Here is a 15,398-nt window from a genome sequence, read left to right on the forward strand (position 1 = left end):
CAATCCCCAATCCCCAGTCCCCAATTCAAAATACGTGCTATCAATACACGCTTCCGTTACCCCATAGGAATTAATCAAACGTGTCTGCTCACCACAAAAACGCTGAAATTCTTGATATTCTTGCACATACAAACTATCTGAACCGACTACCAACAATTTCATAAAGTGGAGATTTTGCTGAGTTCTTTGTAAATACTCAACCAAGTTTCTCAACACAGCTGGAACAAACTCCGCGCTATCAATTTTCTCCACAAGCATCAGTTTATACAGCTTGTCTGGTTCCAGCAGCCACTCACGCGGACATAAAACCAACTTAGCAGCACTACAAAGAGCGCGAATTACATCCCCTGAAAACACATCAAAAGCAAAACTCGCCATTTGTAAATGACTAGTCAAAGACTGGAGTTGATAAGCTTTTTCCCAAGCATAAAACGCATTTACCAAACTGCGATGAGCGATCGCCACTCCTTTAGATTTACCTGTAGAACCTGATGTGTAAATTACGTAGGCTAAATCTTTAAGTGTAGTATTAATGACTAAATTCTCTTTACTTTCCTGAGAAATATCTTCCCAATCTCGATCTAAACAAACTACAGCTAATTCCTCAATTGCTAAACTCGCTACTAATCTTTGTTGAGTCAGCAATATCGATACTTGAGAATCACGCAGCATGAAGCTCAAACGTTCTTCGGGATACGCAGGATCTAAAGGTAGATAAGCTCCACCTGCTTTCAGAACTGCCAATAATGCAATAATCATTTCTAAGGAACGTTCCACACAAATTCCCACAAGCTGATTTTTACCTATTCCCAAAGAACGCAGGTAGTGTGCGAGTTGGTTCGCTTTGCTGTTTAATTGTTGATAGGTTAGTTGCTGTTCTTGAAATACCACCGCAACAGCATTTGGTTGCTGCTTCACACAGTTCTCAAACAACTGATGAATAACTCTATCTTGAGGATAATCAACTTGGTTGTTGTTCCACTTCCACAACAAATGATTTTCTTCAACTTCCGTTAGCAGAGGTAAGGAAGCAATTTGCTGTTGTGGATTAGCAATAATCCCTGTGAGTAAAGTTTGAAAATGACTTGCTATCCTGCTAATTGTCGTAGCATCAAATAAATCGGTGTTGTATCTTAAAATACCAATTAATGATTCAGTCGTTTCCATCATGTCGAACACTAAATCATTCTGTCCTTCCTGCTGGGGAATCACAAAAGGTTCTAAAGTTAACCCGCCCCAACTTTCTCGAATTTTAGTTTTATCAGATACAGATAATTCATAATCTTGAGCAATTTCACTGAGCTTTAACAAATTAAAAGAAACGCGAAACAAACCAGGAAGACTCGGATCGCGGTTGAGTTGCGATCGCTCAATTAATAAAGTAGAGGGATAATCTTGATGAGCGATCGCATCCAATACAGTTTGGCGTACTTGAGTTAAAAGCTGAGAAAATGTCGGATTACCAGCCAGATTTACCCGCAAAGCCAGCATATTCACGAAAAAACCCACAGTTTCGGCAAATTCCGGCTGACTTCTCCCCTCAATAGGCGCACCCACAATTATATCTTCCTGACCAGACAAGCGGTAAAGTAACACTTGAAAGGCGGTTAACAAAGTCATATAAAGGGTTGCTCCTTGAGCTTTCGCCATTTCTCGCAGCTGAGAAGTCAACTTTTGATTCAACTCAAAAGTATGGGAAGCTCCCCGATAGCTTTGAATTGGTGGTCGCGGTCGGTCTGTTGGTAATTTTAAGATGGGTAACTCACCCGCTAATTGTTCGCGCCAGTAATTCCATAGTTCATCGCCCACAGAACTTGCTAAAATATTCCTCTGCCACTGTACAAAGTCTTGATATTGGTACTTAATAGCAGGTAAAGATATGACTCGACCTGTATTTTCCGCTTCGTAGAGCGATCGCAACTCATCAAGAATAATTCCCAGGGAAAAACCATCAATAACAATGTGATGTATTGTTAGTAATATTACATAATTATCTTCAGAATAAGTAAATAAGTTTACCCGCAATAAATTACCCTTTTCCAAATTAAAGGGACGCTGATATGCTGCTATTACTTGGCTTGTCAACTCATCTTCATTCCCAGATGAAGCGTCAATATTTTCAAAATCAACTTCTTGGTATTCATGAACCTGTTGAAAAGGTTCGCCATCCTTTTGTGCAAATGTTGTGCGGAGAGTTGGATGACGATTTACTAACTGCTGAAACGCTTGTTGTAAAGCCGGAATATTTAAATGGGAGCAGATGCGAGCTGTAAAAGCAACATTATAAGCTGCACTTGTGGGTGCAAGCTTATACAAAAACCATAGACCTTGCTGACCATGAGTCAGGGGATATAATTTAGAAGTGTGAAAACCTTGGCGCAGCAAATCGATAATTTCTGTTTTATGCTGCTTAATTTGATTTAAAACAGTGGAAGTTAATCCTTCTTTGCGACCACGATAACGCAGTTTATCATCTTCAACCCACAATTCTATATTCTGTTGCGAGAGTTGTGTGAGAAACTCAACTAAATTCATAATTCTCCTTCCAACCACTCATCATCATTTTTTATTTTTGAGTCAGCATTTTCGCTCAAATCATTGACTAATATTGCCAATTTTGCAACATTATTATCCTCTAAAAATTTTACTGCTGGAACATCTACTTCCAACTCTTTTCTAAACTTATTTCTCAGTTTGACAGCAATTAATGAATCAATGCCTAAATAATTTAAAGACATTTCCACATCCAAATCAGATGTCTCTATCCCAATTACCTTAGCTATTTCTTCTTGAATATAAGTTGTAAAAAATGCAATTTTAGACATATTATCCCAGCAAAATCTTGCGTTCTCTTCTTTGCGTCTTTGCGCCTTTGCGTGAAAAAATCTACCCCGCAGAATTCACAATCACCAACTTCACATTACCACTGCAATTACCACCTTTCTCATCCCAATAACGACAGTTAGTAACTATATACATCATCCCAGACCTACTACGAATATTAGTAAACTCAATTTCACCCCAAAACAGAGAAGACTCCATAGCACGGCGGAAGGAACTTTCAAAATTCACAATATAAATATCTGGTAACTGTTTATTCCAATAATCTGCTATAGTCCACGACTGAAATGATGCCATCAGTCTTTCTTTTACAGATTTAGCTATGACATAATACATCATTTGGTTGTAGCAAATATTGAACTCCACTGAATTAAAATGACCAGTGTCATCGATATAACATGATTCTGGAATCGAGAACTCACATCGTCCGATTACACGTCCCCCATGTTGAGGATCGCCGTCTTTAATTACTTCAGCAGATTTCAGATATTGACAATTAGCTTTATAAGGTTTGAGGACTTGTGTTAGTAAGATATCATCATTATTGAAGTGGATACTTTGTTGACTGGAATCTGGAAATTTTAACATGGTATTTTATCTTAGTTAAATAACTTTTTTTGGTGTGTGATGATTGAGGATATGGATTTAAATCACCCAGAGTCGCAGAGAGTTAGAGGTGAGATTTTTGAAACTATATTTGATAAAATGGATAACTATCGTGTAGAGTTAATCGAAATGTGACGGCTGGTTCGGAATTTGCTGCATAGTGAGCGCAATGAACTAAAGAGCGATTATCCCAAATCCGCACATCTCCTAATTCAAATTCATGATGTTCGATGAGTGGATATTGAAAAGTTTTGTCTAATTGACCGGAATGAGTTAACAATTTTTGGAGAACATTTATATCTCGCGGTTTTCCTTCTAAATCATCTATGCGATAGGTAAAACCTTCGGTAATGTAGAGGATGGTTTCTCCTGTAACGGGATGAGTAAAAGTCGTTGGATGCTTTGCGGGAGGAGTGACTCGTTCAATCTCGTCCAATATTTCCGAAATCGGACGATAAACATCTTCAGGACGAATTTTAAAAAAACGTCTGACACTGTGATAACAACTCGACTCATTGGCAACGGATTTCAGGTCATCTGGTAAACTTTGATATACTTTGGACATATTAATAAAGTAAGTCCCACGCTCCTTACTAGGAAGAATCTGAGGATATACCATTGAAAATGCAAATGGCCTCGGCATAAATGCATAATCAGCGTGCCAAAATTTACCAGTCTTCGGAACTCCAACTTGCTGACCATTCTTAGAGACATTGGAGGAAACAAAAATCTCTTCCCTTTCTGGATGGTGATACATTGGCTGATAGTATTTTTCTACCTCCCCAAGACGATACCCAAAATCGCAATACTCATCAGGTGATAAATCTTGCTCCTTGATTACAACAATTTTGTATTCATATATCAGTTGTTTAATATCCTGAATATCTCCATCTGAAGCAGTTTTATGATTAAAGTCATAAACAACAACTCCCATTCGCTGATTGTCTTGATATTGAACTTTCATAGTTTTCTCACTCGCTTCACGGGAAAGTTAATAAATCAAACCGGATTTCTATAGTTAATAAAACTTAAGTTTGTAGTGAGGACTTTAGTCCTCAAAATAAGGGCTGAAGCCCTTACTACGAGCAAAAAATTTTGTTTTTTGTGACACTTGCGTAAGTTCTGGTTAACTAATCTTACGTACTGATGGATTTGCTGCCAAACAAAGACTTGTAATTAACATGATGCTACCCGCAACAGTAAACATAATTGTCAGATTTAAATTAACTAAGAAACCAGCTAAAGCAAAGGAAATAGGAGCAACACCAAAAGCAGAAAACATTCCCAAACTCATAACTCTTCCTAACATTTCCGGTTGGGTTTGTTTCTGAATCCAAGTAATTCCTACCACAGTAAAAATACAACTGCAAAATCCCAGCACTGCAATTGTGATACTAGCTAGTACTATATTGCCAATAAAGCCAAGTAAAAATAAACCAAAGCCTTGAACACTCGCAATAGTTAACAATAAAACTCCGATGTTGGGGAGATTTTTGACAAATTGAGGTGTGAGTGTCCCAATTAACCCACCACCACCCCAAGCTGATTGCAATATTCCTAAAGCCACTGCACCACCTGGGAAGCGACTATGAGCTAGTGAAGTCATCCCAACTTGTAATGGCCCAATAAATAGAAAATTGAGGATTACCATTACCAGCAAAAAGATTCTCAGAGGCTGATTGTGCCATGCGTAGTAAAATCCCTCACGCATACCAGCAATCAAATTCATAGTTTTTTTAGTTGAAGCAGAATTTTGATTTAATTCCCCATTCAATGCTGTTGCTTTTGCTGTTGTTCCCTTCATCAGCAAAAGCGTCACAGTTGTGATGGCGAAAGTTATCCCATCAATGACAAATGCTACTTCAATCCCAGCAGTTGCAATCAGCAAACCACCCAAAGCCGGCCCAATTAGCAAAATCAGTTGGGAAGTTCCTTGGCTCAAGGTATTACTTGCTATTAACTGTTCTTTTGATACCAGACTGGGGATAATTGATTTAGATGCAGGTATAAAAAAGCCATCAAATATGCCGAAGCCCGCAGCAAAAAAGTAAATATGCCATAGTTGAGTCATTTTCAACGCAACGATGGTTGCAAATAAAACGACTAGTAACCCACGTAAAGCATTGGAAACCAACATCACTAATCGTGGTGAAAAGCGATCGCTCACCACACCACCAAATAGCATCAAAACAGCACGGGGAATCGCTGCACTCATTAACACAGTACCTAGCGTGATCCCAGAGTTAGTTAACTGTATTGTTAACCAAGGCAATGCAACGATATAAAATTGATCGCCCAGAAGCGAAACAGTCTCACCGATGTACAGAAGTAAGAAGTTGCGTACAGTTAGCGGTTTCCAAAGCGTAACTTTAGAATTACTCATTAGTCATTTCTTCCTCTGCACTCCTCTGCGTAAACCTCAGCGTGACTCTGCGTTTAAAAACAAACCCAAATATTTGGGATGCTCCCTTTAATTCACACGACGTTCATACCCTTGCCAATATTTCTCCCGAATCTTGGCCTTTTGCAATTTACCACTAGGCGTTCTTGGCAAAGATTCAGTAAATTCAACGCTTCTAGGTAACTTAAAATCAGCAATTTTACCCCGGACAAAATTAATAATATCTAGTGCGGTTGCTTTCATTCCTGTTTTTAAAACCACGATCGCTTTGATTGCTTCTCCAAAATCTTCATCTGGAACACCAATGACTGCTACCTCCCTAATTGCTGGATGTTCGTATAAAATATTTTCAATTTCTGCTGGATAGACATTTTCACCACCATAAAGAATCATGTCTTTAAAGCGATCGCAAATGTAAATGTAACCTTCTTCATCAAAATAACCAGCATCACCAGTATGAATCCAGCCATCTACTAAAGTTTTTGCTGTAGCTTCAGGTAATTTCCAATAACCAATCATATTTGCAGGAGATTTGATACAAACTTCACCCACTTCAAAACAAGATAGTTCTTTACCTTCACTGTTGATGATGGCTACCGATACACCAGGAAAGGGTTTACCCGCAGCTTTGAGTATGTTTTTATTTGTAGATGTATGAGCTTGTGCAGGTAAAGAGACAGCACAATTGCCAGTTTCCGTCATTCCATATATCTGCACAAAATTACAACCAAATATGGCGATCGCACTTTTGAGTGATGATTCAGCTATGGGAGAACCGCCATAAATAATGTATTCTAGTGATGAAAAATCTGTTTTTTGGCATAATGGTTCGTTCAACAGAACTTGAATCATTGCTGGAACCATAAATGTCTTAGTGATACGGTACTTTTCAATCGCTTCGAGAACCTCATCACCGATAAAATTTTCTAAGACAATATTTTCTGCTCCTGACGCTAAACCACGAATAGCCCACCAGAGACTGCCGATATGGAATAAAGATAAGGTAAGCAAACTTTTATCAGTTTCGTTCCAATTTATCCAGGTTTCGCCTCGTTGAGCAAATTCTTTAGCGATCGCAAAAAAACTGTAATGTCCTAGTTGGACACCTTTCGGTCGTCCAGTGGTGCCACTAGTATACATTTGTACGGCTACATCATTGGCTGCAACAGCAACATTTGGTGGATCGTCACTATGTTCCTGAGACCAAATATCGTAACTCAGGCAATTGCCGTCAATTTTTTCTAAGGCAATAATGGTTTTAACACCGTCAATCTCATTTCTAATCGATGCTACTAACTGATAAAATTCCGCCCCAACAAACAGAATTTCAACATTAGCATCTCTGAGAATATAGCTGATTTCCGCAGTAGCTAAACGCCAATTAATTGGTACAAAAACAGCTTTTATTTTGCAACAAGCAAATAAAATTTCATAACTCTTAAGTGAATCTTTAGCTAAAAATGCTACTCGCGCACCCGGTTGAATTCCTTTTGCTAAAAGTGAATTTGCGACCTGATTACTTCTTTGATCTAATTGTATATAAGTAAGTGACTTATCCTTGAATATCAATGCCCTAGCGTCTGGAAATTGACGTGCTTGCACGCGCGGTAAATCTGCCAACGTTGTTATTTCACTGTTATACATCATCGACGTTTCTTAGAAAATTGCTCAGTTTTTTTGTGCAGTCGTAACAAGCTACGTGAATCTATTACTAGCAGCCATATAAAGTAAAGATTTTGCTTTTTTTGTTCAGATACTCAACTAAGTTCCGCAAATCGGCTGAGAGAAATTCTGCATTTTCAACTTTCTTTTATTGCATTAGTTTATACACTTTTTTCGGTTTTAAAAAGTTTGTATTACCTATTTTTATGGTTAAGTTTCATCAATTAATTTGAAATTACTTGAAAGTTTTTATTTAAAAAAACTAAGTACTAGGGCTTAAGCTAATACAGATTTTAGAGTATTGTCAATCTAAAATCTGTTTATTTTAATGAGTATAAAGTACTACATATTAGCTTTGACTATTTAATGTTTTTTCTTCCAATTAATTAGAAGTTAAAAAATATACTCTCACCAAGTATCAAGTCCAACGCATCTCAAGTATAATAATCCCTTAATAACAAGGGTTTTGGCAGTTCAAAATTTAGACTATTTTTTCATCAATATCCTTGTCCAGCAAAAGGTTCAGAGATTAGGTGCGTTGTTTGTAATCTGTTTTCAAGCTTTGATACGTATATAAAAAATATAGTATTAAATAATACTATTTTTCATTAACGTATTTATTGATAACTAATCTTATATATTTTTATTTTGTTATAGAATAATTTTGATATTTGACAATAAGTCAAATTTATCTTAAAGGCTTGTTGATTAAGAGTTTTGAAAGTATATTAATCAACTTGTTTCGACCATAAGAATAATTAATCAATAAGTAATTTTCAAGCTAGAACGCGATTGAGAAGTTTGACAGTTTGTCATTTGACACATTTACCACAAAGCCAAACAATTTAGTACATAAACGCTTTCGTCTATTTGCTACTAATAGCTTTAATTTTGTCAAATTTTATTGACAATTTGAGATTACTTTTTGGTGTGAGGATTAAATGAGGAAACTCTATCTACTGGGAAATTTAGGATTAGCTATCATACTTACCATATTTATAAATCAACAAGCTTTAGCTGTCACAAAAGAAGATCAAATTCCCCAACTTTCAGATATTAAGCTGACTCACACAAGTGTCAAGGAGTGGCTAGCTCAACAAGAGCAGTCTACTATTCTAGTAACAGGGATAAAGTTGAATCAAACGGCTAGTGGGTTGGAAATTGTTTTAGAAACATCTGCATCTGACAAGCTGCAAGCCACAACTAAAATAGAAGGTAATAACTTTATTGCAAATATTCCCAATGCACAGATGCGTTTAGCAAGTGGTAATACCTTCCGTCAAGAAAAGCCAGTTGCGGGAATTACGGAAGTATTGGCGGTAAATCAAGATGCAAATAGTATCCAGATTACTGTAGTGGGGACAACACAAGCTCCAAAAGTCGAACTATATGACAGCGATGAAGGTTTAGTTTTAGGGGTGACACCAACAACACCCGAAACTCAACCATCAGTCGGTAGCCAAAAACCTAATGAACCAGATATTGAACTAGTCGTTACCGCACAAAAACGACCGGAAAATGCACAGAATGTACCCATTAGTGTTACGGTAATACCTCGTCAAGAAATAGAAGATTCTCAAATCGATTCTTTAATTGATATTGCCAATCAAACACCCAACTTTAACTTCCTTCCTACATCTTCCGGCGGTACAGAGTTTAGTAATTACAGCTTGCGGGGTTTGAACAATCAAAATTTCCTTACTGCTCAGGATAGCGTAGCCTTTTATATTGATGATGTTCCCATTGACTATAACGGCTTTCTAGATTTGGCTTTACTCGATCTAGAACAAATAGAAGTGCTAAGAGGCCCTCAAAGTACGCTATATGGCCGAAATAGTTCTGGTGGGGTCGTTAATATCATTTCTAGACAAGCAACGCCAGAACCAGAAACACGAGTTAGTGCAAGTTACGGTAGATATAACAGCCGCGAGTTCCAATTTTCTCTTAACGATGCTTTGGTTGACGATAAACTATCACTGAGAATTGCGGGAGCTTACAGAGGACAGGATGGATTTATTAAGAACCTAGCCACAGGTAACGAAATAGGCGAGCGATCGCGGTTAGCTGCAAGAGCGCAACTTTTGTGGACACCTACACCCGACTGGACAGTATCTTTTAATAGCTATAACAGCTTTACAGATGATGGTAATCCGACTTATAACAAGCTAAATCCTTCTGACCCATTCGAGGTTAATTTACAAACAGAAGGATACAATAAGCTAGATACAAATACCCAAGCTTTAAAAATCGGTTACAACGGTGAAGGTTTCCGAGCCACATCTATCACCGCACGTCGTTTTACCCATCAAGAAAACCTTGTGCCAGGAAGTACAGGAGCGATACAAATTATTGATGGTATTGACTCCACATTATGGACGCAGGAATTACGTTTCCAATCTCCAGAAACGGCAAAGCGTTTTCAATGGTTATTAGGTGCTTACTACGAATCTCGTGACTTTAACGTTGGCGATGCTCAAACCGACTTTCCTGGATTTGGCAAATTTAGACGTACTGGAGACGATTATCGTCAAACCTACGCGGTATTTGGACAAGTAGATTATCAGCTGATAGAACCATTAACTGTATTTGCTGGTTTACGTTACGAATCTAGTGATGCATCTTCAGATAGTACTTATGACTCAGTAAACGCTGATGGAACGCTAACTCCACTGCGTCCGGCATTTAACAATGAAAAAGTCAGTAATAATGCCTTGATTCCCCGCTTCGGTTTGAAATATCAATTCAATCCTAATTTAATGGGATACGTGACCATTGCCCAAGGTTATAGACCGGGGGGATTAAACTATCGAGCCAATAGCGAAGCAGAACTGCGATTTGGAGAAGAAAAAACCTGGAGTTATGAAGTCGGTTTAAAATCTTCTTGGCTGGATAATCGTTTAATTGCTAACCTATCAATCTTTCACAACGATGTAAATAATTATCAAGTTTTGCAATATGACGAGAGTGGTCTTTTTGGGAGTGTTAAAAACGTTGACCTCAAAGCCACTGGAGTAGAATTTGAACTGAAAGCAAAACCAGCTAAAGGATTCGATTTAACTGCATCAGTTGGTTATGTAGATAGTATATACAAAAACTACCTAAATTCCGATACAGGTGTAGACTTAAGCAATAATCAAGTTCCCCTTTCCCCACAATTTACCTACAATTTAGCTGCTCAATATCGCAGTCCGGGAGGCTTATTTGCTCGTGCGGAATTGCGTGGTTATGGTATTACTTATTTTGATGATGCTAACCAAATCAAGCAAGAACCTTATGCCTTAGTAAATGCCCGCATTGGTTACGAAGCTGAGAAATATGGCATTTACCTTTATGCAAATAACTTGTTTGATACTCGTTACATCACCTCTGGATACTTATTCCCAGTACCAGATGGAACCGCAGGATTTGGCGATCCCGTGACCTATGGCGTGCAAATTAAAGCTAATTTCTAATTGAATTGTTGTAGCGATGGAAAAAATTATCTTTACTGTCGCTATTTTTGATTTGTTATCCTCCGCACATTGCCATGCTTGCTAAATTAATCCTGCTCGCCGCACTTTACACTACTCAATTCATTCCTACAACCTTTTTTATCCAAACCGTACCTGTTTTTATGCGACAACAAAATATGTCGCTGGGTGCTATCGGGTTGTTAAGTTTTCTCATTCTTCCCTCAGCATTAAAATTTCTGTGGTCGCCTTTTATTGACCGCTACAGTTTGCCAAAGTTAGGACATTATCGCGGTTGGATTATCTGTTTTCAACTTTTGTTAGCACTTGTAACATTTGGATGTGGATTTATTGATATTCAAGAGAATTTTAATATCTTAGTTTTTTGTATGTTTCTCGCTTTTTTATTCTCCGCCAGCCAAGACATTGCAACTGATGCGTTAGCAGTAAATTTACTCGAACCGCGAGAAAGAGGGTTAGGAAACGCTATTCAAGCTGGGGGAAATGTTTTTGGCGCTATTATTGGTGGAGGTGGAGCGCTGATTTTACTAGATAGAATCGGCTGGCGGTATAGCTTGATAATCATGTCAGTTGTAATTTTGCTGACTTTAATTCCAGTACTCTTGTATCAAGAACAAGTTAGTAAGAAATCTCGGAAATCAAACTTTTTTAAATCTTATTTTCAACCTTTTATCAACTTTCTCTCGCGTCCCAAAGCATTACTGTGGCTTTTCGTAGTATTGCTATATATGGGATGTGAAATGATGTCAGCTACAATGCTCCGTCCACTTTTTGTTGATAGAGGTTTGTCGCTCTCAGATATTGGCTTAATGTTAGGTATTGTCAGTTACAGTGTCCGTATTGTTAGTGCTTTGATTGCAGGAGTTTTGATTACCCACTTGGGAAGATTACGTTCTCTAACTCTATTTGGTTTGGCTGCAAGCATGATGACACTTTTGTATATCATACCTGCAATTGGTATTAGTAGTTTACCTGTGTTGTATGCTGTTAGTATCACAGTCAATGCAGCCCAAAGTATGGCATATACTGCATTACTAAGTGCCATGATGGATAAATGCGAACCAGCAACAGCCGCTACTGATTATACACTTCAAGTGTCAGTAGTATACCTTGGCGGAATTGCTGCTTCAGTTCTTAGCGGTGCGATCGCCAGTGCTACGGGATATACGTTTATGTTTATCATTAGTGCAGCATTGAGTTTATTGAGCGTACTAATAATAACCAACTTGCAGACACAGAAGTAAAACATTTATAGAACCCATTTGGGATCTTTAGATTCTGCGGTATTATAATTCAAGATACAGGGTATCAAATACAAACTTATCGAATCGTGCGATCGCCCTGCACCGTTCGTTAAAGCATCGGTTTGCGATGACCAGGGTCTAATTGAAATGCTCTCAGATAATATTGATTATTTCAAATCTAAACCTGTGAATATTCCCAAAATTACTATCCTTCTTGATAATGGATATCATCCGGAAAAATTGGAGCAAGAATTGAAAAAAGTTTATCCCCAGATAATGACCAAGATTAGATTTAAACTATCACCCAAACCATCCAAAACCGAAAAAGAAAAAGAGGGTAAAACAGGTTTTGTTCCAGTCAAAGCAAGGTGGGTCATAGAAAGAACCAACTCTTGGATGGAAAGATGTAAAAGCTTGGTCAAGAACTTTGAAAGAACTCTTGAACATTCTACTACCAAGATTAATCTTTGTTTTGTCCGACTGATGCTTAGAAGACTGGCAACTGCCTAGATAGATCCCAAATGGGTTCTATAGCGATATTTCCCGTTAAACACCTAACTCTCCAAACTTCGGACTCCACCAACCCTTGGCTGTATTGAAATAAGCCACATCCTGATGTTTTTTATCCTGACGAGATTTTGGGTTGGAACACCTCAGCATCATCTTTTCTTGCCCATCCTTTGTATAACTGTACTCCTCTAAGGGTTGTTTACACACAGGACAGGAATGTGACGTTATCTTAACTAAACGCTGTTGCTGTTCACCATTTTGTTTATTTTGAGGTACAGACCAAGACTTGGTGCGATCGCTCCAAAACAGTACGACATTCTCACAGCCCTTGGTGCATTTGAGGAAGTACTTTTTCTTAACTTTACTGCTAGGAATTTTTGACATCAAATTATTACATGTAGGGCATTTAGTTCTAGAAGTTTCAAATTTGCGCTCAATAGCAGGCTTGCTACCAGATGAAGGAGTAACTAGAGTTTTGGCTTTGGAGAGTGCTGGGACGAAGTAATCTTGATTCCAAGTGGTGAGATATTGCTGCCAAGAATTTTTGCCAAGTGCGATGGCATCTAAAGCATCCTCCATCTTCGCTGTAAATTCAGCCTCCAGTAGATCGGGTAAAGCTTTGTGTAAAAAAGCATCAACCTCTAAACCTAAAGCTGTGGGTTGTAAGCTGTCTTTAGTTAGCTGTACATAATCGCGCTTTTTGAGAGTGGCAACAGTCGGGGCGTATGTACTAGGGCGACCAATTCCCTTGCGTTCCATCAGCTGTACAAGTTTTGGTTCGCTGTAGCGTGGTGGCGGTTGGGTTTGTTTCTTCTCGTGTGCAGCATTTTTTAAAGTTAGAGCTTGTCCCTGTTGTAGAGCAGGCAAAACAGAATCCTTGCTGAGATTATTCCAGTACCGTGCATAACCGTAGAACTCAATCACTTGTCCTCTAGCAAGCCATAACAGATTACCCGATTGTGTAATCACTTGAGTCTTGCGTAGTTGGGCAGACTTGCATTGAGAAGCGATCGCACGTTTCCAAATCATTACGTACAGATTGAATTCATCATCTGGTATTTCCTGCCTTAACTGGGCGCTCGGTCGAAAAACATCTGTAGGGCGAATAGCTTCATGGGCTTCTTGAGCCGTTTTGCTACTGCGGTGTTTTGCTACTTGCTGTGGCACATTTGCTGGATCGTTTTGCTCTAACCACCGACGCGCACTCTCACAAAATTCAGGACTTAATATTACTGAGTCTGTCCGCATATAAGTGATTAACCCTGCCTCATAAAGTTTTTGAGCCAAGAGCATGGTTTTATCGGGAGAGAATCTCAGTTTGGAACCAGCTGCTTGCTGGAGAGTGGAAGTGGTAAATGGTGGGGGTGGTTGGCGATAAACAGTTTTGCCTTCGACTTGGACAACTTGATGAGGATGCTGTCGTGCCCCTTGGACTAAGCTTGTTGCAAGGGCTTCTTCTAAAACACGCTTACTTTCTGTTACTTGCTCTTTATTAACAGAAGCATCATCATTAGTTTCGGCTTCTTGCTGTTGCGTGTTTTGGTTTGAGTTATTTGTGCCATTGTAAAAAGCCCGGAAACCTTCAGCGTAATCAACAAAAACATTCCAATAGTCTTGGGGGACAAATGTTTGAATTTCTCTTTCTCGTTGGCAAATCAGATGTAATGTAGCGCTTTGGACTCTGCCAACGCTTTTAGCACCGTTGTTTAATGCCCATACCAGGGGACTGCCTTTGTAGCCTACCAACTTATCCAGGCAATCTCGGCACAACCCTGCACCAACTAAGTTGAAATCGAGTTTCCTTGCTTTAGCGATCGCACCTGTGACTGCTGATGCTGTAATCTCAGTGTAGACAACCCGTTTAGGATCTTTGAGTCCCAACACTTGGGCGAGATGCCAAGCGATAGTTTCACCTTCTCGGTCTGGATCGGTTGCTAGAACTACTTCATCTACCTCTTTGGCGGCGGATTTTAGTTTTCCGATCGTTTCTTTGGCACGCTGATCTCGTGCAACGTAATCACATCGTACACTACCGTTCTCCATGCTGAAACCGAGTGAATCATCACCTTTATCGCTCAGTTCTCTGATATGTCCACAGCTAGCCCGTACGATCCAATCTACACCAAGAATTTGGCTGAGTTTTTTGACTTTACCAGGGGATTCAACAATTAAAAGACGTTTGGGCATAGCAGATGTGCAATAGATGTCTTTATATACGCATAGCGATTGGCAACAGATGGAGCAATGGCTCGAAGAACCTCGGCGTTATAGTGCGGCTCAACTTCAAAAGAAATGGCAGCAGGCTTGTGGAGTCAATGTAGGAAAAGAGCAAGTGCGCCGATTAGTCAAAAAAAGGGTACACATGGAAACGGATGCGCTCCAGCCCACCACCAGTCCAAAAGGAGTATGCAAATGCCAAACGGCTAGATTGGGAATTGTTAAAGTTGTGGTCAAATCTAGGAATACTGCGGTTGGTTTACCTTGATGAATCTGCTTCATGTTGTCAAAGCCGAATGGCACTAAGAAAAGCTATAAGCTATGTCCAGTAAGAGTTACAGCTTTAATACCCTACGAGTGCAGTAAAAGTATGAGTAACTGCGATCGCTGATGGAAGAATAATGTACAGTTGTCTAAAAATTTTTTGGGGGGTAGAAAAAGCTTACT

At 39.0% G+C, this 15,398-nt stretch carries 11 protein-coding genes; 4 read left to right on the forward strand and 7 right to left on the reverse strand.

Features of this window, described 5'->3' with window-relative positions:
- The 6 genes from I8752_RS34390 to I8752_RS34415 all read right to left on the reverse strand — a co-directional run.
- Positions 1-2,535, reverse strand: a 2,535-nt coding sequence (locus I8752_RS34390) for a non-ribosomal peptide synthetase (RefSeq protein ID WP_214436646.1), incomplete at its 3' end; no start/stop codon positions are given.
- A complete protein-coding gene (locus I8752_RS34395; protein WP_214436647.1) occupies positions 2,532-2,825 on the reverse strand; it encodes an acyl carrier protein in 294 nt (97 codons plus the stop codon). The genes I8752_RS34390 and I8752_RS34395, both read right to left, overlap by 4 nt.
- A gap of 61 nt (positions 2,826-2,886) precedes the next feature.
- Positions 2,887-3,429, reverse strand: coding sequence for an FcoT family thioesterase (locus tag I8752_RS34400; protein WP_214436648.1), 543 nt, complete (start codon positions 3,427-3,429; stop codon positions 2,887-2,889).
- 103 nt (positions 3,430-3,532) lie between these two features.
- The gene (gene scoE, locus I8752_RS34405; protein ID WP_214436649.1) at positions 3,533-4,411 is read right to left on the reverse strand and encodes a (3R)-3-[(carboxymethyl)amino]fatty acid oxygenase/decarboxylase; all 879 of its coding nucleotides are present in this window, start codon (positions 4,409-4,411) and stop codon (positions 3,533-3,535) included.
- A gap of 162 nt (positions 4,412-4,573) precedes the next feature.
- A complete protein-coding gene (locus I8752_RS34410; protein ID WP_214436650.1) occupies positions 4,574-5,830 on the reverse strand; it encodes an MFS transporter in 1,257 nt (418 codons plus the stop codon).
- A gap of 87 nt (positions 5,831-5,917) precedes the next feature.
- Positions 5,918-7,495 carry a long-chain-fatty-acid--CoA ligase gene (locus I8752_RS34415; protein ID WP_214436651.1) on the reverse strand — a complete coding sequence of 526 codons (1,578 nt, stop codon included), beginning with the start codon at positions 7,493-7,495 and terminating at the stop codon, positions 5,918-5,920.
- Positions 7,496-8,451: 956 nt separating this feature from the next.
- On the opposite strand from I8752_RS34415, the gene I8752_RS34420 reads away from it, so the two are divergent.
- The 3 genes from I8752_RS34420 to I8752_RS34430 all read left to right on the forward strand — a co-directional run bounded on the left by I8752_RS34420 (position 8,452) and on the right by I8752_RS34430 (position 12,734).
- Positions 8,452-10,962 (forward strand): TonB-dependent receptor domain-containing protein, encoded by a 2,511-nt coding sequence (locus tag I8752_RS34420; RefSeq protein ID WP_214436652.1) that lies wholly within the window; start codon positions 8,452-8,454, stop codon positions 10,960-10,962.
- 74 nt (positions 10,963-11,036) lie between these two features.
- Positions 11,037-12,224 carry an MFS transporter gene (locus I8752_RS34425; RefSeq protein WP_214436653.1) on the forward strand — a complete coding sequence of 396 codons (1,188 nt, stop codon included), beginning with the start codon at positions 11,037-11,039 and terminating at the stop codon, positions 12,222-12,224.
- A 186-nt stretch (positions 12,225-12,410) separates the two neighbouring features.
- Positions 12,411-12,734, forward strand: a complete 324-nt coding sequence (locus tag I8752_RS34430) for a transposase (RefSeq protein ID WP_318780932.1) — start codon at positions 12,411-12,413, stop codon at positions 12,732-12,734.
- A gap of 36 nt (positions 12,735-12,770) precedes the next feature.
- Here I8752_RS34430 and topA read toward each other — a convergent pair whose 3' ends face one another.
- The gene (topA, locus tag I8752_RS34435; RefSeq protein WP_214436655.1) at positions 12,771-14,921 is read right to left on the reverse strand and encodes a type I DNA topoisomerase; all 2,151 of its coding nucleotides are present in this window, start codon (positions 14,919-14,921) and stop codon (positions 12,771-12,773) included.
- A 16-nt stretch (positions 14,922-14,937) separates the two neighbouring features.
- On the opposite strand from topA, the gene I8752_RS34440 reads away from it, so the two are divergent.
- Positions 14,938-15,219: a hypothetical protein gene (locus tag I8752_RS34440; protein WP_214436656.1), complete on the forward strand. Its 282-nt coding sequence runs from the start codon at positions 14,938-14,940 to the stop codon at positions 15,217-15,219.
- The last annotated feature ends 179 nt before the right edge of the window (positions 15,220-15,398 follow it).

The sequence above is a fragment of the Dendronalium phyllosphericum CENA369 genome (assembly GCF_016056275.1).
Classification (GTDB): Bacteria; Cyanobacteriota; Cyanobacteriia; order Cyanobacteriales; family Nostocaceae; genus Dendronalium; species Dendronalium phyllosphericum.

Bases quoted from the DNA above. Each gene is read 5' to 3' on its own strand.
- I8752_RS34420 (WP_214436652.1), top strand. From the start codon at position 8,452: ATGAGGAAACTCTATCTACTGGGAAATTTAGGATTAGCTATCATACTT.
- I8752_RS34410 (WP_214436650.1), bottom strand. From the start codon at position 5,830: ATGAGTAATTCTAAAGTTACGCTTTGGAAACCGCTAACTGTACGCAAC.
- I8752_RS34395 (WP_214436647.1), bottom strand. From the start codon at position 2,825: ATGTCTAAAATTGCATTTTTTACAACTTATATTCAAGAAGAAATAGCT.
- I8752_RS34440 (WP_214436656.1), top strand. From the start codon at position 14,938: ATGTCTTTATATACGCATAGCGATTGGCAACAGATGGAGCAATGGCTC.
- I8752_RS34425 (WP_214436653.1), top strand. From the start codon at position 11,037: ATGCTTGCTAAATTAATCCTGCTCGCCGCACTTTACACTACTCAATTC.
- I8752_RS34400 (WP_214436648.1), bottom strand. From the start codon at position 3,429: ATGTTAAAATTTCCAGATTCCAGTCAACAAAGTATCCACTTCAATAAT.
- scoE (WP_214436649.1), bottom strand. From the start codon at position 4,411: ATGAAAGTTCAATATCAAGACAATCAGCGAATGGGAGTTGTTGTTTAT.
- topA (WP_214436655.1), bottom strand. From the start codon at position 14,921: ATGCCCAAACGTCTTTTAATTGTTGAATCCCCTGGTAAAGTCAAAAAA.
- I8752_RS34415 (WP_214436651.1), bottom strand. From the start codon at position 7,495: ATGATGTATAACAGTGAAATAACAACGTTGGCAGATTTACCGCGCGTG.